Here is a 14,950-nt window from a genome sequence, read left to right as displayed (position 1 = left end):
CTCGCCGCAAGCAAATCAAAGGCGCAATGATGTCCGAAAATGCAAATCTCACCCTGCCGAACGGCATTTGGCTTGGCCGCATTTGGCGCGCTGGCATCGGCCCCAGCCTTGTTACACTGCGCGATGGCAACGTGATCGACATCACCACAAAAGCCGCGCCGACTATGCGCGATGCGCTGGAACAGCCTGATATCGCTGGCTTTATCTCTGGTATCCAAGGCGAACCTATAGGCCAACTCACCGATCTCGCCGCAAATTCCATCGAACCCGACCAAGCCCAAACCCACCTGCTTGCCCCGAATGATCTGCAGGCAGTCAAAGCTTGCGGCGTTACTTTCGCGCGCTCGATGGTGGAGCGGGTGATCGAAGAACGTGCCGCCGGCAACCCCGCGCGTGCCGCCGAAATTCGCGCCCGCGTGGCCGATATGATCGGCAATTCCTTGCGCGATCTGATCCCAGGCTCCACCAAAGCGGCCGAGGTTAAAGCCTTGCTCCAAGCCGAAAATCTGTGGAGCCAGTATCTCGAAGTCGGCATCGGCCCGGATGCCGAGGTGTTCACCAAGGCGCAAGCAATGTCGGCGGTGGGCTACGGTGCGTCGGTCGGCCTGCACCCGATCAGCAAATGGAACAACCCCGAGCCGGAGGTGGTGCTGGCGGTCAACTCCACGGGCCAAATTGTCGGCGCAACTTTGGGCAATGATGTCAATCTGCGCGATGTCGAGGGCCGCTCTGCGCTGCTACTTGGCAAGGCGAAAGACAACAACGCAGCGGCCAGTATCGGCCCGTTCATCCGCGTTTTTGACGCCGATTTCACCATGGATACCGTTCGCAACCTGAACCTCACCCTGACCGTCACAGGCGAAGACGGCTTCCATCTGACGGGTGCTTCCTCGATGAGCCAAATCAGCCGCGACCCCGCCGATCTGGTGGCACAAACAAGGGGCCGCCATCACCAATATCCCGACGGTTTCATGCTTTACTGCGGCACGATGTTTTCACCGGTGCAAGACCGCGACGGGCCGGGGCAGGGCTTCACCCACCATCTTGGCGACGTGGTCACCATCGCCGCACCCGAACTCGGCACCCTGCGCAACACCGTGCGCCTGTCGACAGAAGCCCCAGAATGGACCTTCGGCACATCCGCCCTTATGCGCAATTTGGCCGCCAGAGGCTTGCTCTAAATACCTAAAACTTAGCTAAAATTGTCATCCTCTCTGCTCAAATATCCCACCGGGGTCCGGGGGTGTGAAACCCCCGGCGTTTGATGCAGAGCACAAGACTTTGAAATTTAAACCAAATCCGCCGGAAACAACTCCGCTGGCAGGTTCTGGAACGCCACCGGACGCAACCAGCGCCGGATTGACAGTGTCCCTACGCTCGTCGCGCCAAAGTTGGTCGAGGCCGGATACGGCCCGCCATGCACCTGCGCATCGACCACCTCAACGCCAGTCGGGAAGCCGTTGGCGAGGATCCGGCCCGCCTTGCGTTCCAGCACGGGCAACAACACGCGCGCCTGCGGGTAATCCGCAGGGTCGATGTGCAACGTGCAGGTCAGTTGGCCCTGCAACGCGGCCGCAACCGCCTGCATCTCAGCGAAATCGCGCACCCGCACGATCAGGCCCAAAGGCCCGAACACTTCCTCGCCCAAGGCATGATTGGCCAGCCAATCAGCACCCGAAACTTCGAACAAATACGGGCTGGCTTGGCGCATGTCGCAAACCGAGGTCAGCACTTCCTGCACGCCTGTCGCCGCTGCGATCTTGTCGCGCCCGGAACGGTAGGCTTGCGCGATACCATCGGTCAGCATGGTCTGCGCGCCAACTTTTGCCAGCGCCGCCTTGGCCGCGTCGATGAAGCCTTGCGTCTCGGCACCGTCGATCACCACCACGATGCCCGGGTTTGTGCAAAACTGGCCAGCTCCCATCGTCAAAGATCCAGCCCAGCCCGAACCCAGCGCCTCACCGCGCGCCGCGACGGCAGCGGGCAGCAGGAACATTGGGTTGACCGAACCCAACTCCCCAAAGAACGGAATCGGTTCAGGACGCTGTGCGCAAAGGTCAAACAGCGCGCGGCCACCGCCCAAAGACCCTGTAAAGCCCACCGCTTTGATCAGCGGATGCTGCACCAAAGCCTCGCCGACATCGCGGTTACCACCTTGCACCAAAGAAAACACGCCGGGATGCAATCCCGAAGCTTTGATAGCCGCCTCAATGGCTTGCGCGATAATCTCACCTGTGCCCGGATGCGCCGAATGGCCCTTAACCACCACGGGGCAGCCCGCCGCCAGTGCCGAAGCGGTATCACCACCCCCCGTTGAGAACGCCAGCGGGAAGTTAGACGCCCCAAACACCCCAACTGGCCCAACCGGAACCTGCATCATGCGGATTTCCGGCCGCGCAGCTGGCGCGCGGTCCGGTTGCGCTGCATCGAAGCGGCGATCGAGATAGTCGCCCTTGCGAATGTGGTTGGCAAACAGCCGCAGCTGGCCCGTGGTGCGACCGCGCTCCCCCTCCAGCCGCCCCGCTGGCAGCCCGGTTTCAGAGGTGCCAATCGCGGTAATTTCCGGCCCGCGCGCTTCAATCTCGTCAGCGATCTTGTCGAGGAAAGCCGCCCGCGCTTCCCGGCTCAAAGCCGAATAGCTGGGATAAGCTGCCTCGGCGCCCTTCGCGGCCGCATCAATATGCGCCGGAGTGCCGACCGCAAAAGCCAAAGCCTCGCCCGTCGCCGGAGAGGAGAGAAAAGTCGCGTCGCCCGCGACCCAAGTGCCCGCGATGAGGTGTTTGCCAGTTAGCATGGTGGTTCCTTTCAGCAGCGGCTGGGGGTTTCACGCCCCCCGAGCCATTTGTTCTTTAACCAATGGCGAATCAAACGGCTCACCCGTGGGATATTTAGGCCAATGTGAAATTAGAAGTCGAAGGCCGCAGTTTCAATGCGTCGGCCCAAAGTCAGCGCATCAGCGACATGTACCATTGGCGCGAGATCAACCTCTGAGCCACCTTGCGCCACCAGTTCGGCCATGCGTTTATAAAGCGCCGGATACTCGCCCATGATGGTATTTTCGCCCGCCGAGGGCTGGCCCGCGATTTCCAGCACATTGCCACCCATCCGCAAAGCCATCGGGCCTTGGTCGGTGTCGATCTCAATGTCCCAAGTCTGCGGCCCGGTTTGCCGCCAATCGAAATCGGCGGTGACATTGCCCGAGAAGGTCAGTTTGGCGGCAATCGGAGTTTGACGGTTCGACGGAAACTCAAGGCTCGCAGCGGTCAGATGCACCGGCGCGGGGAGGATTTCGGTCAGGATCGACAGCGCGTTAATGCCCGGATCAAACACCCCCATGCCGCCCGGTTCAAACACCCAATCCTGCCCCGGATGCCATTTCCGCACATCCTCGCGCCAAGTGATATGGGCTTTGAGAATGCGTTTATCCGCCAGCCAAGCCTTTGCCGGGGCCACCGCATGTGCCATGCGGCTGTGCCATGTGGTGTAAAGCGTCAGCCCCTTAGCCGCTGCAAGTGCCTGTAAAGCATGGACTTCGGCCAAGGTTGCTCCCGGCGGTTTCTCCAGCATCACATGCCGACCCGCCAGCAGCGCGGCTTCGGCATAGTCGAACCGAGGCACTGGCGGCAGGCACAAAGATACCACCGACACATCCGGGCGAGCCGTCAAAAACGCTGCGAAATCGTCAAACGCCTCGACGCCTTCAACCGAGCCTTTGCGCGATACCGTCGCCGACAGCTCCCAATCCGCCGATCCAGCAATCGCCGGAACATGCTGATCAATCGCGATCTTGCCGATGCCAACCAGAGCCACTTTCATTGGATTGGGCATCAATGCGAATCCTTGCCCACCGCATTGCCGCGCGCGCCTTTGAGGAAATCGAGGTCAGCCCCGGTATCGGCCCCCTCAACATGGCGCTGATGCAGCCAGCCGTAACCGCTTTGATACAAAGGATGGATCGGCACCCATTTCGCCAACCGCGCCGCAAGTTCCTCATCCGAAATATCCAGATGCAGGCGACGGTTCGGCACGTCCAACTCGATGAAATCGCCGTTCTGCACCACAGCCAACGGCCCACCCGCAGCCGCTTCCGGCGAGGTGTGCAGCACAACCGTGCCATAAGCCGTCCCCGACATCCGCGCATCGGAAATCCGCACCATATCGGTGATGCCTTTACGCAAAATCTTCGGTGGCAGGCCCATATTGCCGACCTCTGCCATGCCCGGATAACCCTTCGGCCCGCAGTTTTTCAGCACCATGATGCAGGTCTCGTCAATGTCGAGATCCTCGTCGTTGATCTTGGCTTTGTAGTCGTCGATATCCTCAAACACCACGGCGCGACCCCGGTGGGTCAGTAGCGCCGCCGTCGCAGCCGAGGGCTTCAACACCGCGCCTTTCGGTGCCAGATTGCCCTTCACCACCACCACGCCACCCGATTGCGCCAGCGCCTTATCGGCAGGCAGGATCACGTCGTCGTTGTGGTTCACCACATCCTTGACCTGCTCCCAAGCCGTCTCACCCGAAACCGTCAGCGCATCCTTGTGCAGCAGACCCGCTTCGCCAAGCCGTTTGATCACCACGGGCAGACCGCCCGCGTAGAAGAATTCCTCCATCAGGTATTTGCCCGACGGCATCAGGTTCACAATCGTCGGCACATCGCGGCCGCAACGGTCCCAATCTTCCAGCGTCAGATCAATGCCAACCCGGCCCGCAATCGCGAGCAAATGGATCACCGCATTCGTAGACCCACCAATCGCCGCATTGGTGCGGATGGCGTTTTCAAACGCCTCCTTCTTCAGGATATCGGACGGTTTCAGATCATCCTTGACCATCTGCACAATCCGCCGCCCGGTAATCTGGGCCATCACCCGACGCCGACTGTCCACCGCCGGAATAGCCGCATTGCCCGACAAAGCCATGCCCAATGCTTCCGCCATCGACGCCATGGTGCTCGCCGTCCCCATAGTATTGCACGAACCGGGCGAACGGCTCATCGAAGCTTCCGCGTCAACGAACTCCTCTTTGGTCATCGTCCCGGCCTTCACGGCCTCAGAAAACTTCCACAAGTGAGTCCCCGAGCCAACCCGCTCATTCTTGTAATAGCCGTTCAGCATCGGCCCGCCGGTCACCACGATCGACGGAATATCGGTGCTCGCCGCCGCCATCAACAACGAAGGCGTGGTTTTATCGCAACCGACCATCAGCACGCAGCCATCCATCGGCTGCCCGCGCATCGCTTCCTCAACCGCCATCGCGGCGAGGTTGCGGAACATCATCGCAGTCGGGCGGAACGCGCTTTCCGAAGCCGAAAACACCGGAACCTCAACCGGGAACCCGCCCGCCTCATAAATCCCATGCTTCACCCGCTCTGCCAGATCGCGCAAATGCGCGTTGCAGGGGGTCAATTCCGACCATGTGTTCAAAATCCCGATCACCGGGCGGCCATCGAACAAATCCGGTGGGAAGCCTTGGTTTTTCATCCAACCACGGTGATAGATATTGTCCTTCGACGTGCCGCCAAACCAAGTTTGCGAGCGCAGTTTGCGGGGCCATTCGGCGGGTTTGAAGGTCATGTTATCCTCAGAGTTGCTTAACGGTCACCGCACCCTGCAGGGCAGGGGCAACGGCCAAAGTATTGCGCAGCGGCAGACCGAACGCATCGACTTGAATCTCAAACACATCGCCGGGCAGCACATTCAGCCCATCCGCGAAACTCAAGGTCGCGGTGCCGAACATATGCACATGCAGATCGCCGGGCTGACGGAACAGATCATATTTGAAGTGGTGATGCTCCAAGTTCGCGAACGTATGCGACATGTTCGCCTCCCCCGACAGGAACGGCTTGTCGAAAATCGCCTTACCATCGCGGTAAATCCGGCTTGCGCCGCGCACATCCATCGGCAGATCGCCGACCAACAACTCCGGTCCGAACGAGGCTTCACGCAGTTTGGAATGCGCAAGGAACAGATAGTTGATCCGCTCGGTCACATGGTCGGAAAACTCATTCGCCAAGGCCCAGCCGACGCGGGCAGGGCCGCCATCCGCGTCAATCAGGTAAATCCCGGCGAGTTCAGGTTCTTCACCACCATCCAGCGCAAACCCCGGTGAGGTCAAAGCCGAACCTGGAGCAACAGCAGTATAACCGTTGCCCTTATAAAACCACTCCGGCTGCACGCCGACTTGCCCCGGCGCAGGCCGACCATCGGCCAGCCCCATCTGGAACATCTTCATCGAATCCGTCAGAACCGCTGCCTCGCCCAACTTGGTATGCATCGCATCGCGCGTCGCAGCCGAGCCCAAATGCGTCAACCCGGTGCCAGTCAGATGCATATGCGTCAGATCCGGGTGGGTGATCGGCAACGCCAACCGCCCAGCCGCAGCCAAACTCACAAGATCGACCGCCTCACCCAAACCGCGCGCGGCAATCACTTCGGCCAGACCACGACCCTGCGCCAAAGCCTCAGCCGCGAGCGCATAGGTGCTGACAGCACCGCGCACAATCGCCGCTTCCGAGCCTTCACGCGCCACAACACTCAGCGACCCGTCTACATTCATTATCTGAGACAACAGCATGACATTCCTGCCTTATTTCGCTTTGTTATAGACGTCAAAGATCACAGCGGCCAACAGCACCAAGCCCTTGATCATCTGCTGATAATCAATGCCGATGCCCATGATCGACATGCCCATGTTCATCACGCCCATGATCAGCGCACCGATCACCACGCCGACAATCTTGCCCGAACCGCCCGTCATTGACGCGCCGCCGATGAACACCGAAGCAATCGCGTCCAACTCAAACCCGGTGCCAGCCTTAGGCGTTGCCGAGTTCAACCGCGCCGTCACCATCATCCCCGCCAAAGCCGCCAGAACGCCCATGTTGACGAAACAAGCGAACACCAGACGGTCGCTGCGGATACCCGACAGTTTGGCGGCTTTCTCATTGCCGCCCACCGCGTAAATCCGCCGCCCCATCGTGGTATTTTCGGTGAAGAACGCATAGAGCACGGTCAGCACGATCAGCACCACCAACACGTTTGGCAGACCTTTCAGATAGGCCAACTGGTAGCCGACAAACCCCGTCGCCGCCGCGATCAGCGCAGTGCGGCCCATGAACAAAGCCATCGGCTCGGCTTCAATGCCAAACTCGGCATCGCGCGCCCGCGCCCGGAAACCGAGCCAAAACTGCGCGCCAATCGCCAGCACCACCAAGATCACCGTCAGGCCATGCGGCTTATCCATCCCGGTCAAATCCGGCAGGAAACCGCTTGAAATCGCTTGGAATTCTTTTGGAAACGGCCCGATGTTCTGCCCGCCGAGCATCCACATCGTAGCCCCCCGGAACACCATCATGCCCGCAAGCGTCACGATGAACGAAGGGATGCGCCAGAACGCCACCCAATAGCCTTGAATAGCCCCGATACAGCCGCCAACCACCAGCGTCGCCGGGATCACCACATAGAACGGCCAGCCCAGTTTCACCGTCAGATAAGCCGCAACCGCCCCGGTAAACGCCGCAACCGAGCCCACCGAAAGGTCAATATGCCCCGCCACAATCACCAGCAGCATCCCCAAAGCGAGGATAATCACATGGCCATTCTGCAAGAAAATGTTGGTGATGTTTTGCGGCTGCAAGAACGTTTTGCCCTGTTGTGCCAGCAAAATCGAGAACAGCGCCACGATGGCGACCAGCGCCAGCAACATACCATTTTCGCGCAGACGTTCGCCCAAAGCCGAGCCGGATTTTTTGTCTTGTGCCATTATGCAGCCTTCCCTTCGCCCTTCAGGATCAACGCCATGATTTTCTCTTGGCTTGCCTCATCCCGGCCCAATTCTCCCACGATCCGCCCCTCGTTCATCACATAGATGCGGTCGCACATGCCCAACAGCTCGGGCATTTCCGAGCTGATCATCACGATGGAACGGCCCTGTTCGGCGAGTTCCTTCATGATGGTGTAAATCTCAAACTTCGCGCCCACGTCGATGCCGCGCGTCGGCTCATCGAGGATCAGCACTTCAGGGTTGGTGAACAGCCATTTTGACAACACCACCTTTTGCTGATTGCCGCCCGACAGGTTCATCACCTTTTGCTGCACCCCCGGGGTGCGGATGGCGAGTTGCTTGCGATAGCCTTCAGCCACCCGGGTTTCGCGCCGCTTGTCCAGCACGCCGCGCAACGACACCCCCGGCAGATTGGCCAGCGTGACGTTCTTCACAATCGGTTCTTCAAGGATCAGTCCCAGCCCCTTGCGATCCTCGGTGACATAAGAAATCCCCGCCCTCACCGCTTTGGTCACTGTCGAGACATCGACTTCCTTGCCATGCATCTTGACCGAGCCCTTGTGACCCTTGCCATAAGACCGCCCGAAGATCGACATCGCAAGCTCGGTCCGCCCGGTGCCCATCAGCCCCGCAATGCCGACGATCTCACCCTTTTTCACATTCAGCGACACATCCTTGATGATCTGCCGATCCGCCTGCTCGGGATGCCAAACGCTCCAGTTCGCCACCTCCATCAGCGTCTCACCGACATTCGACACCCGCTCGGGGTAGCGATGCGCCATATCGCGCCCCACCATGTCGCGGATGATGCGGTCCTCGGTGATCTCATGCTTGTCCATCGTTGACACCGAAGCGCCATCGCGGATCACCGTGATACGGTCAGCCACGCGGGAAATCTCGTTCAGCTTGTGGCTGATGATGATCTGAGTAACCCCCTGCGCCTTCAACTCCAGCATCAGGTCGAGCAGTTTCTGGCTGTCATTCTCTTGCAAAGCCGCGGTCGGCTCATCCAAGATCAACAACCGCACATCCTTGGCCAAAGCCTTGGCGATCTCAATCAACTGCTGCTTACCAACGCCGAGCTTTTCCACTTTGGTGGTCGGCAGTTCGTTCAAGCCGACCTTCTTCAACAGCCCCTCAGTGCGCTGATAGGCTTCGCCCCAGTTAATCACACCGTTCTTCGCCACCTCGTTGCCAAGAAACAAGTTCTCGGCAATCGACAGCAACGGCACCAGCGCAAGTTCCTGGTGAATAATGATAATCCCGCGCGCTTCACTGTCGCGGATGTTGCGGCAAGCCAACGTCTCGCCGTCATAAATTATATCGCCCTCATAAGAGCCAAACGGATAAACCCCTGACAGCACCTTCATCAGGGTGGATTTGCCCGCGCCATTCTCACCGCAGATCGCGTGGATCTCGCCGGGCTGAACCGTAAGCGACACGTTATCCAACGCCCGAACACCCGGAAAGACCTTGGTGATCCCCCGCATTTCCAACAATGCTGTCATGATTTCCTCCTAAAATCCGTGCCCGCCCAAAGACGCCAATGGGCGGGCACGGAGTTCGCTTATTTCAGCTCGTCAGCGGTGTAGTAGCCCGAAGTGACCAGCACAGCTTCGTAGTTGGTGGCGTTGACCGGCTGGCTTTCCAGCAGATACGACGGCACAACTTTGACGCCGTTGTCATAGGTTTTGGTGTCGTTGATCTCTGGCTCTGCGCCCGAAAGCACCGCATCGACCATTTTCACGGTGACTTTCGCCAGCTCGCGGGTGTCTTTGAAGATCGACGAATACTGCTCACCAGCGATGATCGACTTCACCGACGGCACTTCGCAATCCTGGCCAGTCACGATTGGCATTTTCAGATCGCCCGAACCGTAGCCGACGCCCTTAACTGACGACAGGATACCGATCGACAGACCATCGTAAGGCGACAGCGCGCCGTGCAGAACCTTGTCGCCGTAGTTCGACGACAGCAGGTTATCCATGCGGGATTGGGCCACAGCCGCATCCCAACGCAGAGTGCCGACAACCTTCATGCCAGTTTGGCCCGACGGAATAACGATCTCGCCCGAGTCGATCATTGGCTGCAACACCGACATCGCGCCATCATAGAAGAAGAACGCGTTGTTATCGTCCGGGGAGCCGCCGAACAATTCAACGTTCCAAGGCTTGGTATCTGGGAAGCGCTCTTTCAGACCTTCAACCAGCGAAGTCGCCTGCTGCACGCCGACTTTGAAGTTGTCGAACGTCGCATAGTAATCGACCGAGCCAGAATCGCGGATCAGACGGTCATAAGCGATGATCTTGATGCCAGCCTTGTTGGCCGCGTCCAAAGCGTTCGACAAAGTGGTGCCGTCGATCGCTGCAATCACCAAAGCTTTGACGCCATTGGTGATCATGTTTTCGATCTGGCTCAACTGGTTTGGAATGTCATCTTCTGCATATTGCAGATCGGTGGTGTAGCCAGCGGCGGTGAACTGATCCACCATCGATTTGCCGTCCGAGATCCAACGTGCCGAAGATTGCGTCGGCATTGCGATGCCGATGGTGCCTTTGTCTTGCGCAAAAGCTGGCAGACCGAACACGGTCGTTGCAGCCGCAGCGCCGCCCAGCGCCAAAAGCGCCCTTCTTGAAACTTGCATTCTATATCCTCCCAAGCGGCACATTGGCCGCGATATCCCTACAGGTCCAACCGAGCAGCGCCCCTCGGAACCGTGCGGCACTCTTGCAACAGGCTAACATATCGGTCAAATGATGAAATGGTATGGACACATGGCAGGATTGATATGTCAAAACCCCCAACAAGCGATTTGTTGATTCAGCGCGGCCTAAAACTTAGCCATTTGCGCTTGCTCGCCGCCTTGGCCGAAACCAGCCATATTAGTCTTGCGGCAGATCGGATCGGCTCCACCCAGCCCGCCGCTTCGCGTCTGCTGGCAGAGGTGGAGCGTATCGTAGGTCAACCGGTTCACCACCGCACCGGGCGCGGGATGAGCTTGACGGCTGTGGGCCAAGCCCTAGCGACCCGCGCCCAACGTATCCAGATGGAGCTGCGCGATGCCGCCCGCGATATGAGTGAAGTGGCCTCTGGCACCAGTGGCCATGTTCGCATCGGTGCGGTGACTGGCCCGGCCATCGACCGCGTGCTGCCAACGTTGCGCAACGCGCGGCTGACCGCACCGCAAGTCACCGTCGAAGTCGTGGTGTCACCCTCAGATCTTTTGTGCGAACAACTCCTCGCCGGACGTCTCGATTTTGTCATCGGTCGCCTGCCCGAAGGACCAACCCGCGACCTGTTTACCCTGACACCCATCGCCACCGAACCCGTCAGCCTGGTGGTACGCAAAGGCCATCCGCTCGCCAATCATCCGAACCCGCAGCCCGAAGACCTGCTGGCTTACGATTGGGTGATGCCGCCGCCGGATTCGCTGCTGTCCCGCGCCGTGCACGCCCGCCTGCACGCAAGCGGAATGCCCAGCCCACCGCAACGGCTTTCGACCGCGTCGTTCCTGTTGATCTTCGCGCTCTTGCAACAATCGAACGCCATCGCCCCACTCGCCCGCGCCGTGGTGACCAGCTTCTCCGCTTCACCCGACGCGCCTTACACCGAACTCGCCATTGATCTCGGCATCGAAGTCGAACCCTTCGGCCTCGTCACCCGCGCAGGTGCGATCCTGCCACCCGTCGCGGCACGGCTGGCACGCGAGATTCAAAACATGGTGACGCTGTAAATAAGCCAGAGATTTTCTTGCATGCTATCGCAACAAGCTGCCAGCGCCGGGGGTTTCACACCCCCGGACCCCCGTGGGATATTTGTGCCAATGTGAAAGAGCTAAGAACAGCAGAAGAGTGAGCCGTGCGAATTGACCGCCCACCAAACCCCTCAAATTTTAATCTATTTGCATTCACATTGGCTTAAATATCCTCGGGGTCTGGGGGTGAGCCCCCAGTGGCCTGCCGCAATTCCCCAAGTTTCAGAATAATCTCTGCGACCACCATCTCCATCGGCTGATCAATATCTACCACCACGGCGCGCTCGTGAGCCGCCGGCACCTCCAAAGTCGCAAACTGGCTATCAAGCAAGGCGGGCGGCATGAAATGCCCGGTCCGTGCCCGCATCCGCGTTTCAATCACCGTCCGCGAGCCGGAAAGATGCACAAACACCACCCCGCCGCCCGCCTGCCTATCAATCAACTCCCGATACACCCGCTTCAAAGCCGAACAGCCGACAATCCCCGGCGCGCGCAAAGCCTGCCCGACCAGTTCCAACCAAGGCCAGCGATCGGTATCCGTCAGCGGCTCGCCCCGCGACATTTTCACGATATTCGCCGCCGGATGCAGATCATCGCCGTCGCGGTAGGGCAGGGCCAAAGCCTGCGCCAAAGCCACCCCGACCGAGGATTTTCCGCAGCCCGCCACCCCCATCAACACGATTTTCATCAGCCCTCACAAACTCGCCGTAATGCCGCCATCGACATACAAACACTGACCATTGACGAAACTCGACGCAGCCGAGGCGAGAAATACGCAAGCCCCGACGAGTTCTTCAACCTTGCCCCAGCGCCCCGCTGGCGTGCGCTTTTCCAGCCATTCGGTAAACGCAGGGTCCGCGACCAGCGCCGCATTCAACGGCGTGTCAAAATACCCCGGCGCAATCGCATTGCATTGCAAGCCGTGCTTCGCCCAATCCGTCGCCATGCCCTTGGTCAGATTGCCCACCGCCCCCTTGGTCGCGGTATAAGGTGCTATCCCCGGCCGCGCCAAAGCCGTCTGCACCGAGGCGATGTTGATGATCTTGCCCGCACCGCGGCTGATCATATGCCGCGCCACCGCTTGGCCTACATTGAACACCGATGCGATGTTGGTCTGCAACAACCGCTGAAACGCTTCCTCGGGGAATTCCTCCAGCGGCCCGCGATGCTGCATGCCCGCATTGTTCACCAGAATATCGATCGGCCCCACAGCCACCTCAAACCCATCCACCGCCGCCCGAGCGCCCCTGTAATCCGTTACATCAAACACCAGCCCGAGCGCGCCCGGCACCCGCGCCACCGCGCCCTGCAACCGCACAGCATCGCGCCCGTTCAAGACCACCGCTGCCCCAGCCTCCGCCAGACCCTGCGCCAGCGCCAGCCCAATGCCCTGCGACGCCCCCGTCACCAGCGCCCGCTTGCCCGTAAGATCAAACAACTTCATCCTGTCCCCTCGACACATCGCACGCACCCCAGTTAGGTAACGCCAACCCCCGCTGTCAACCGGAGCGCACCATGCCGAAACCCCACATCCTCCAGATCGCGAGCTACCCCGCGCCCGACCAAACAGCCCTTGACGCCGCCTACACCACGCACCGCCTCTGGCTAGATCCCGATCTGACCCAAATCGGCCCGCAGATCCAAGCCATCGCCACCAACGGCGGGGCAGGGGTCGCCTCCGACGTGATCCGAGCCTGCCCCAACCTCAAACTCATCGCGATTTACGGCGTAGGCTACGATGCCATCGACCTCGCCCTCTGCGCCGAACGCCACATCCAGATCACCAACACCCCCGACGTCCTCACCGGCGACTGCGCCGACCTCGCCCTAGGCATGATGCTCAGCCTCGCCCGCCAAATCCCCGCCGCCGACCACCATGCCCGCAGCGGAGCATGGACCCAAACCAGCTTCCCCCTACAGCGCCGCGTCTGGGGCGCTAAAGCCGGCATCCTCGGCATGGGCCGCATCGGCCAAGACGTAGCCACCCGTCTGCAAGGCTTCGGCATCGACATCGCCTACTCCGCCCGCCACGAAAAACCCTTGCCCTACAAATACATCCCCGACCCGATCCACCTCGCCACCCACGCTGACTTCCTGTTCGTCACCGCCGCAGCCACGCCTGAAACCCACCACATCATCAACGCCGCCACCCTTGCAGCCCTCGGCCCCAACGGCTTTCTCATCAACATCTCCCGCGCCGCCAATGTCGACGAATCCGCCCTGCTTGACGCCCTCGAATCCCATCAAATCGCCGGAGCCGCCCTCGACGTGTTCGACGCCGAGCCCCACATCAACCCCCGCTTCGCCGCCCTGACCAACGCCCTGCTGCAACCCCACCACGCCTCCGCCACCCATGAAACCCGCCGCGCCATGGGCCAACTGATGCGTGACAACCTCGCCGCATATTTCGCCAACCGCCCGCTGATTAACCCGGTTACATAACAAACCCCCGCCAACCGCCCGCTCGCGCCACCCGATGTTAACCACGCCAATGCTCCACTCCGCCCAAACCAACGGAGCATAAAATGACCCTCATCCCAGCCCTACTGAACACCCCAATCCTGATAAATACCGCCGAGATTGACCCCAATGCCCTGCCGCGCGACCGCACCCAACTCGACGAGGCAGCCATGGCCGAACTCACCACCTCCATCGCCACCACCGGCCTGCGTATGCCGATTGAGGTCTGGACACTCAGCCAACCCACCGAGCCATTCCGCTACGGCCTGATCTCCGGCCTGCGCCGCCTCACCGCCCACCAGCGCCTCGCCACCCTGCGCCAAAACGGCACATTCACCGAAATCGCCGCCTTCATCCGCACCCCCGAAACCATCCCGCAAGCTATGGCCGATATGGTGGCCGAGAATGAAATCCGCGCCGAAACAAGCCCTTGGGAGAAAGGTGCCACGCTTTTAGCCGCCACCCGCGCAGGTATCTTTGACACGCTGGACGATGCCACCCAAACCCTGCACGCCAGTGCAAGCCGCCAAAAACGCGCCCGCCTGCGCGCCTTCGCCGAGGTTGTCGAAGATCTCGAGGGCACCATCGCCACCCCTGAACGCCTGACCGGCCGCCAAATGCACCGCCTCAGCGCCGCCCTGCGCGCCGGCCTGTCCGAACTGATCCACCTCACCTTACGCGACCACCACCGCTCCGCCTTGCCCGCCCAATGGCAAGCCCTGCTGCCGATATTGTCCGAAGCCCTCACCGACCCCACCGAGGAAGCCACAACCACCACCCCCGGCCGCCCCCGCAGGCTGTTGCAGCTGAAACAGGGGTTAACCATTAGGCGGGAGCGGTCGGGGAGCGACTGGATTCTGCGGTTCTCAGGGCCAGAGTCGAAGAAGAACGGGCTGATGGACGACGTGATCGACCATATAGAGCGATGGTTTCAGCCGGAGTAGAAATGCTTGATTT

General features: G+C 60.3%; 13 protein-coding genes. 4 read left to right on the top strand and 9 right to left on the bottom strand.

From position 1 onward, the window contains the following. Nucleotides 1-29 precede the first annotated feature (29 nt). Nucleotides 30-1,181 (top strand): fumarylacetoacetate hydrolase family protein, encoded by a 1,152-nt coding sequence (locus tag JWS10_RS13755; RefSeq protein ID WP_299508303.1) that lies wholly within the window; start codon nt 30-32, stop codon nt 1,179-1,181. A 107-nt stretch (nt 1,182-1,288) separates the two neighbouring features. Here JWS10_RS13755 and JWS10_RS13750 read toward each other — a convergent pair whose 3' ends face one another. The 7 genes from JWS10_RS13750 to chvE form a co-directional block, all read right to left on the bottom strand. Then, nucleotides 1,289-2,794: an aldehyde dehydrogenase (NADP(+)) gene (locus tag JWS10_RS13750; RefSeq protein ID WP_299508301.1), complete on the bottom strand. Its 1,506-nt coding sequence runs from the start codon at nt 2,792-2,794 to the stop codon at nt 1,289-1,291. Nucleotides 2,795-2,904: 110 nt separating this feature from the next. Next, nucleotides 2,905-3,816: a Gfo/Idh/MocA family oxidoreductase gene (locus tag JWS10_RS13745; RefSeq protein WP_299508419.1), complete on the bottom strand. Its 912-nt coding sequence runs from the start codon at nt 3,814-3,816 to the stop codon at nt 2,905-2,907. 11 nt (nt 3,817-3,827) lie between these two features. After that, a complete protein-coding gene (gene araD / locus JWS10_RS13740) occupies nt 3,828-5,570 on the bottom strand; it encodes an L-arabinonate dehydratase (protein WP_299508299.1) in 1,743 nt (580 codons plus the stop codon). A gap of 7 nt (nt 5,571-5,577) precedes the next feature. After that, a complete protein-coding gene (araD1, locus tag JWS10_RS13735) occupies nt 5,578-6,570 on the bottom strand; it encodes an AraD1 family protein (RefSeq protein ID WP_299508297.1) in 993 nt (330 codons plus the stop codon). A 12-nt stretch (nt 6,571-6,582) separates the two neighbouring features. Further along, nucleotides 6,583-7,758, bottom strand: coding sequence for a multiple monosaccharide ABC transporter permease (mmsB, locus tag JWS10_RS13730; RefSeq protein WP_299476019.1), 1,176 nt, complete (start codon nt 7,756-7,758; stop codon nt 6,583-6,585). Next, nucleotides 7,758-9,287: a multiple monosaccharide ABC transporter ATP-binding protein gene (gene mmsA / locus JWS10_RS13725; RefSeq protein WP_299508295.1), complete on the bottom strand. Its 1,530-nt coding sequence runs from the start codon at nt 9,285-9,287 to the stop codon at nt 7,758-7,760. Before mmsA ends, mmsB begins: the two co-directional genes overlap by 1 nt. Nucleotides 9,288-9,346: 59 nt before the next feature. Further along, nucleotides 9,347-10,423: a multiple monosaccharide ABC transporter substrate-binding protein gene (gene chvE, locus JWS10_RS13720; RefSeq protein WP_299508293.1), complete on the bottom strand. Its 1,077-nt coding sequence runs from the start codon at nt 10,421-10,423 to the stop codon at nt 9,347-9,349. A 144-nt stretch (nt 10,424-10,567) separates the two neighbouring features. On the opposite strand from chvE, the gene JWS10_RS13715 reads away from it, so the two are divergent. Beyond that, a complete protein-coding gene (locus JWS10_RS13715) occupies nt 10,568-11,512 on the top strand; it encodes a LysR substrate-binding domain-containing protein (RefSeq protein WP_299508291.1) in 945 nt (314 codons plus the stop codon). Between the two features lie 184 nt (nt 11,513-11,696). On the opposite strand, the gene JWS10_RS13710 is transcribed toward JWS10_RS13715, so the two are convergent. Then, on the bottom strand, nt 11,697-12,221 hold the full coding sequence (locus tag JWS10_RS13710; protein ID WP_299508289.1) for a gluconokinase: 525 nt from the start codon (nt 12,219-12,221) through the stop codon (nt 11,697-11,699). Between the two features lie 6 nt (nt 12,222-12,227). Further along, nucleotides 12,228-12,977: an SDR family oxidoreductase gene (locus JWS10_RS13705; RefSeq protein ID WP_299508287.1), complete on the bottom strand. Its 750-nt coding sequence runs from the start codon at nt 12,975-12,977 to the stop codon at nt 12,228-12,230. A gap of 71 nt (nt 12,978-13,048) precedes the next feature. Between JWS10_RS13705 and JWS10_RS13700 the strand changes: the two genes are divergently transcribed. Together JWS10_RS13700 and JWS10_RS13695 are read left to right on the top strand one after the other, a co-directional pair. Next, the gene (locus JWS10_RS13700; RefSeq protein ID WP_299508285.1) at nt 13,049-13,975 is read left to right on the top strand and encodes a 2-hydroxyacid dehydrogenase; all 927 of its coding nucleotides are present in this window, start codon (nt 13,049-13,051) and stop codon (nt 13,973-13,975) included. An 83-nt stretch (nt 13,976-14,058) separates the two neighbouring features. After that, nucleotides 14,059-14,937: a ParB N-terminal domain-containing protein gene (locus JWS10_RS13695; protein ID WP_299508284.1), complete on the top strand. Its 879-nt coding sequence runs from the start codon at nt 14,059-14,061 to the stop codon at nt 14,935-14,937. Nucleotides 14,938-14,950: the final 13 nt, after the last annotated feature.

This window comes from Cypionkella sp. (assembly GCF_028290025.1).
GTDB lineage: Bacteria > Pseudomonadota > Alphaproteobacteria > Rhodobacterales > Rhodobacteraceae > Cypionkella.
The sequence above is the reverse complement of the archived record's forward strand: the minus strand, read 5'-3'. Positions and strand labels throughout refer to the sequence as shown.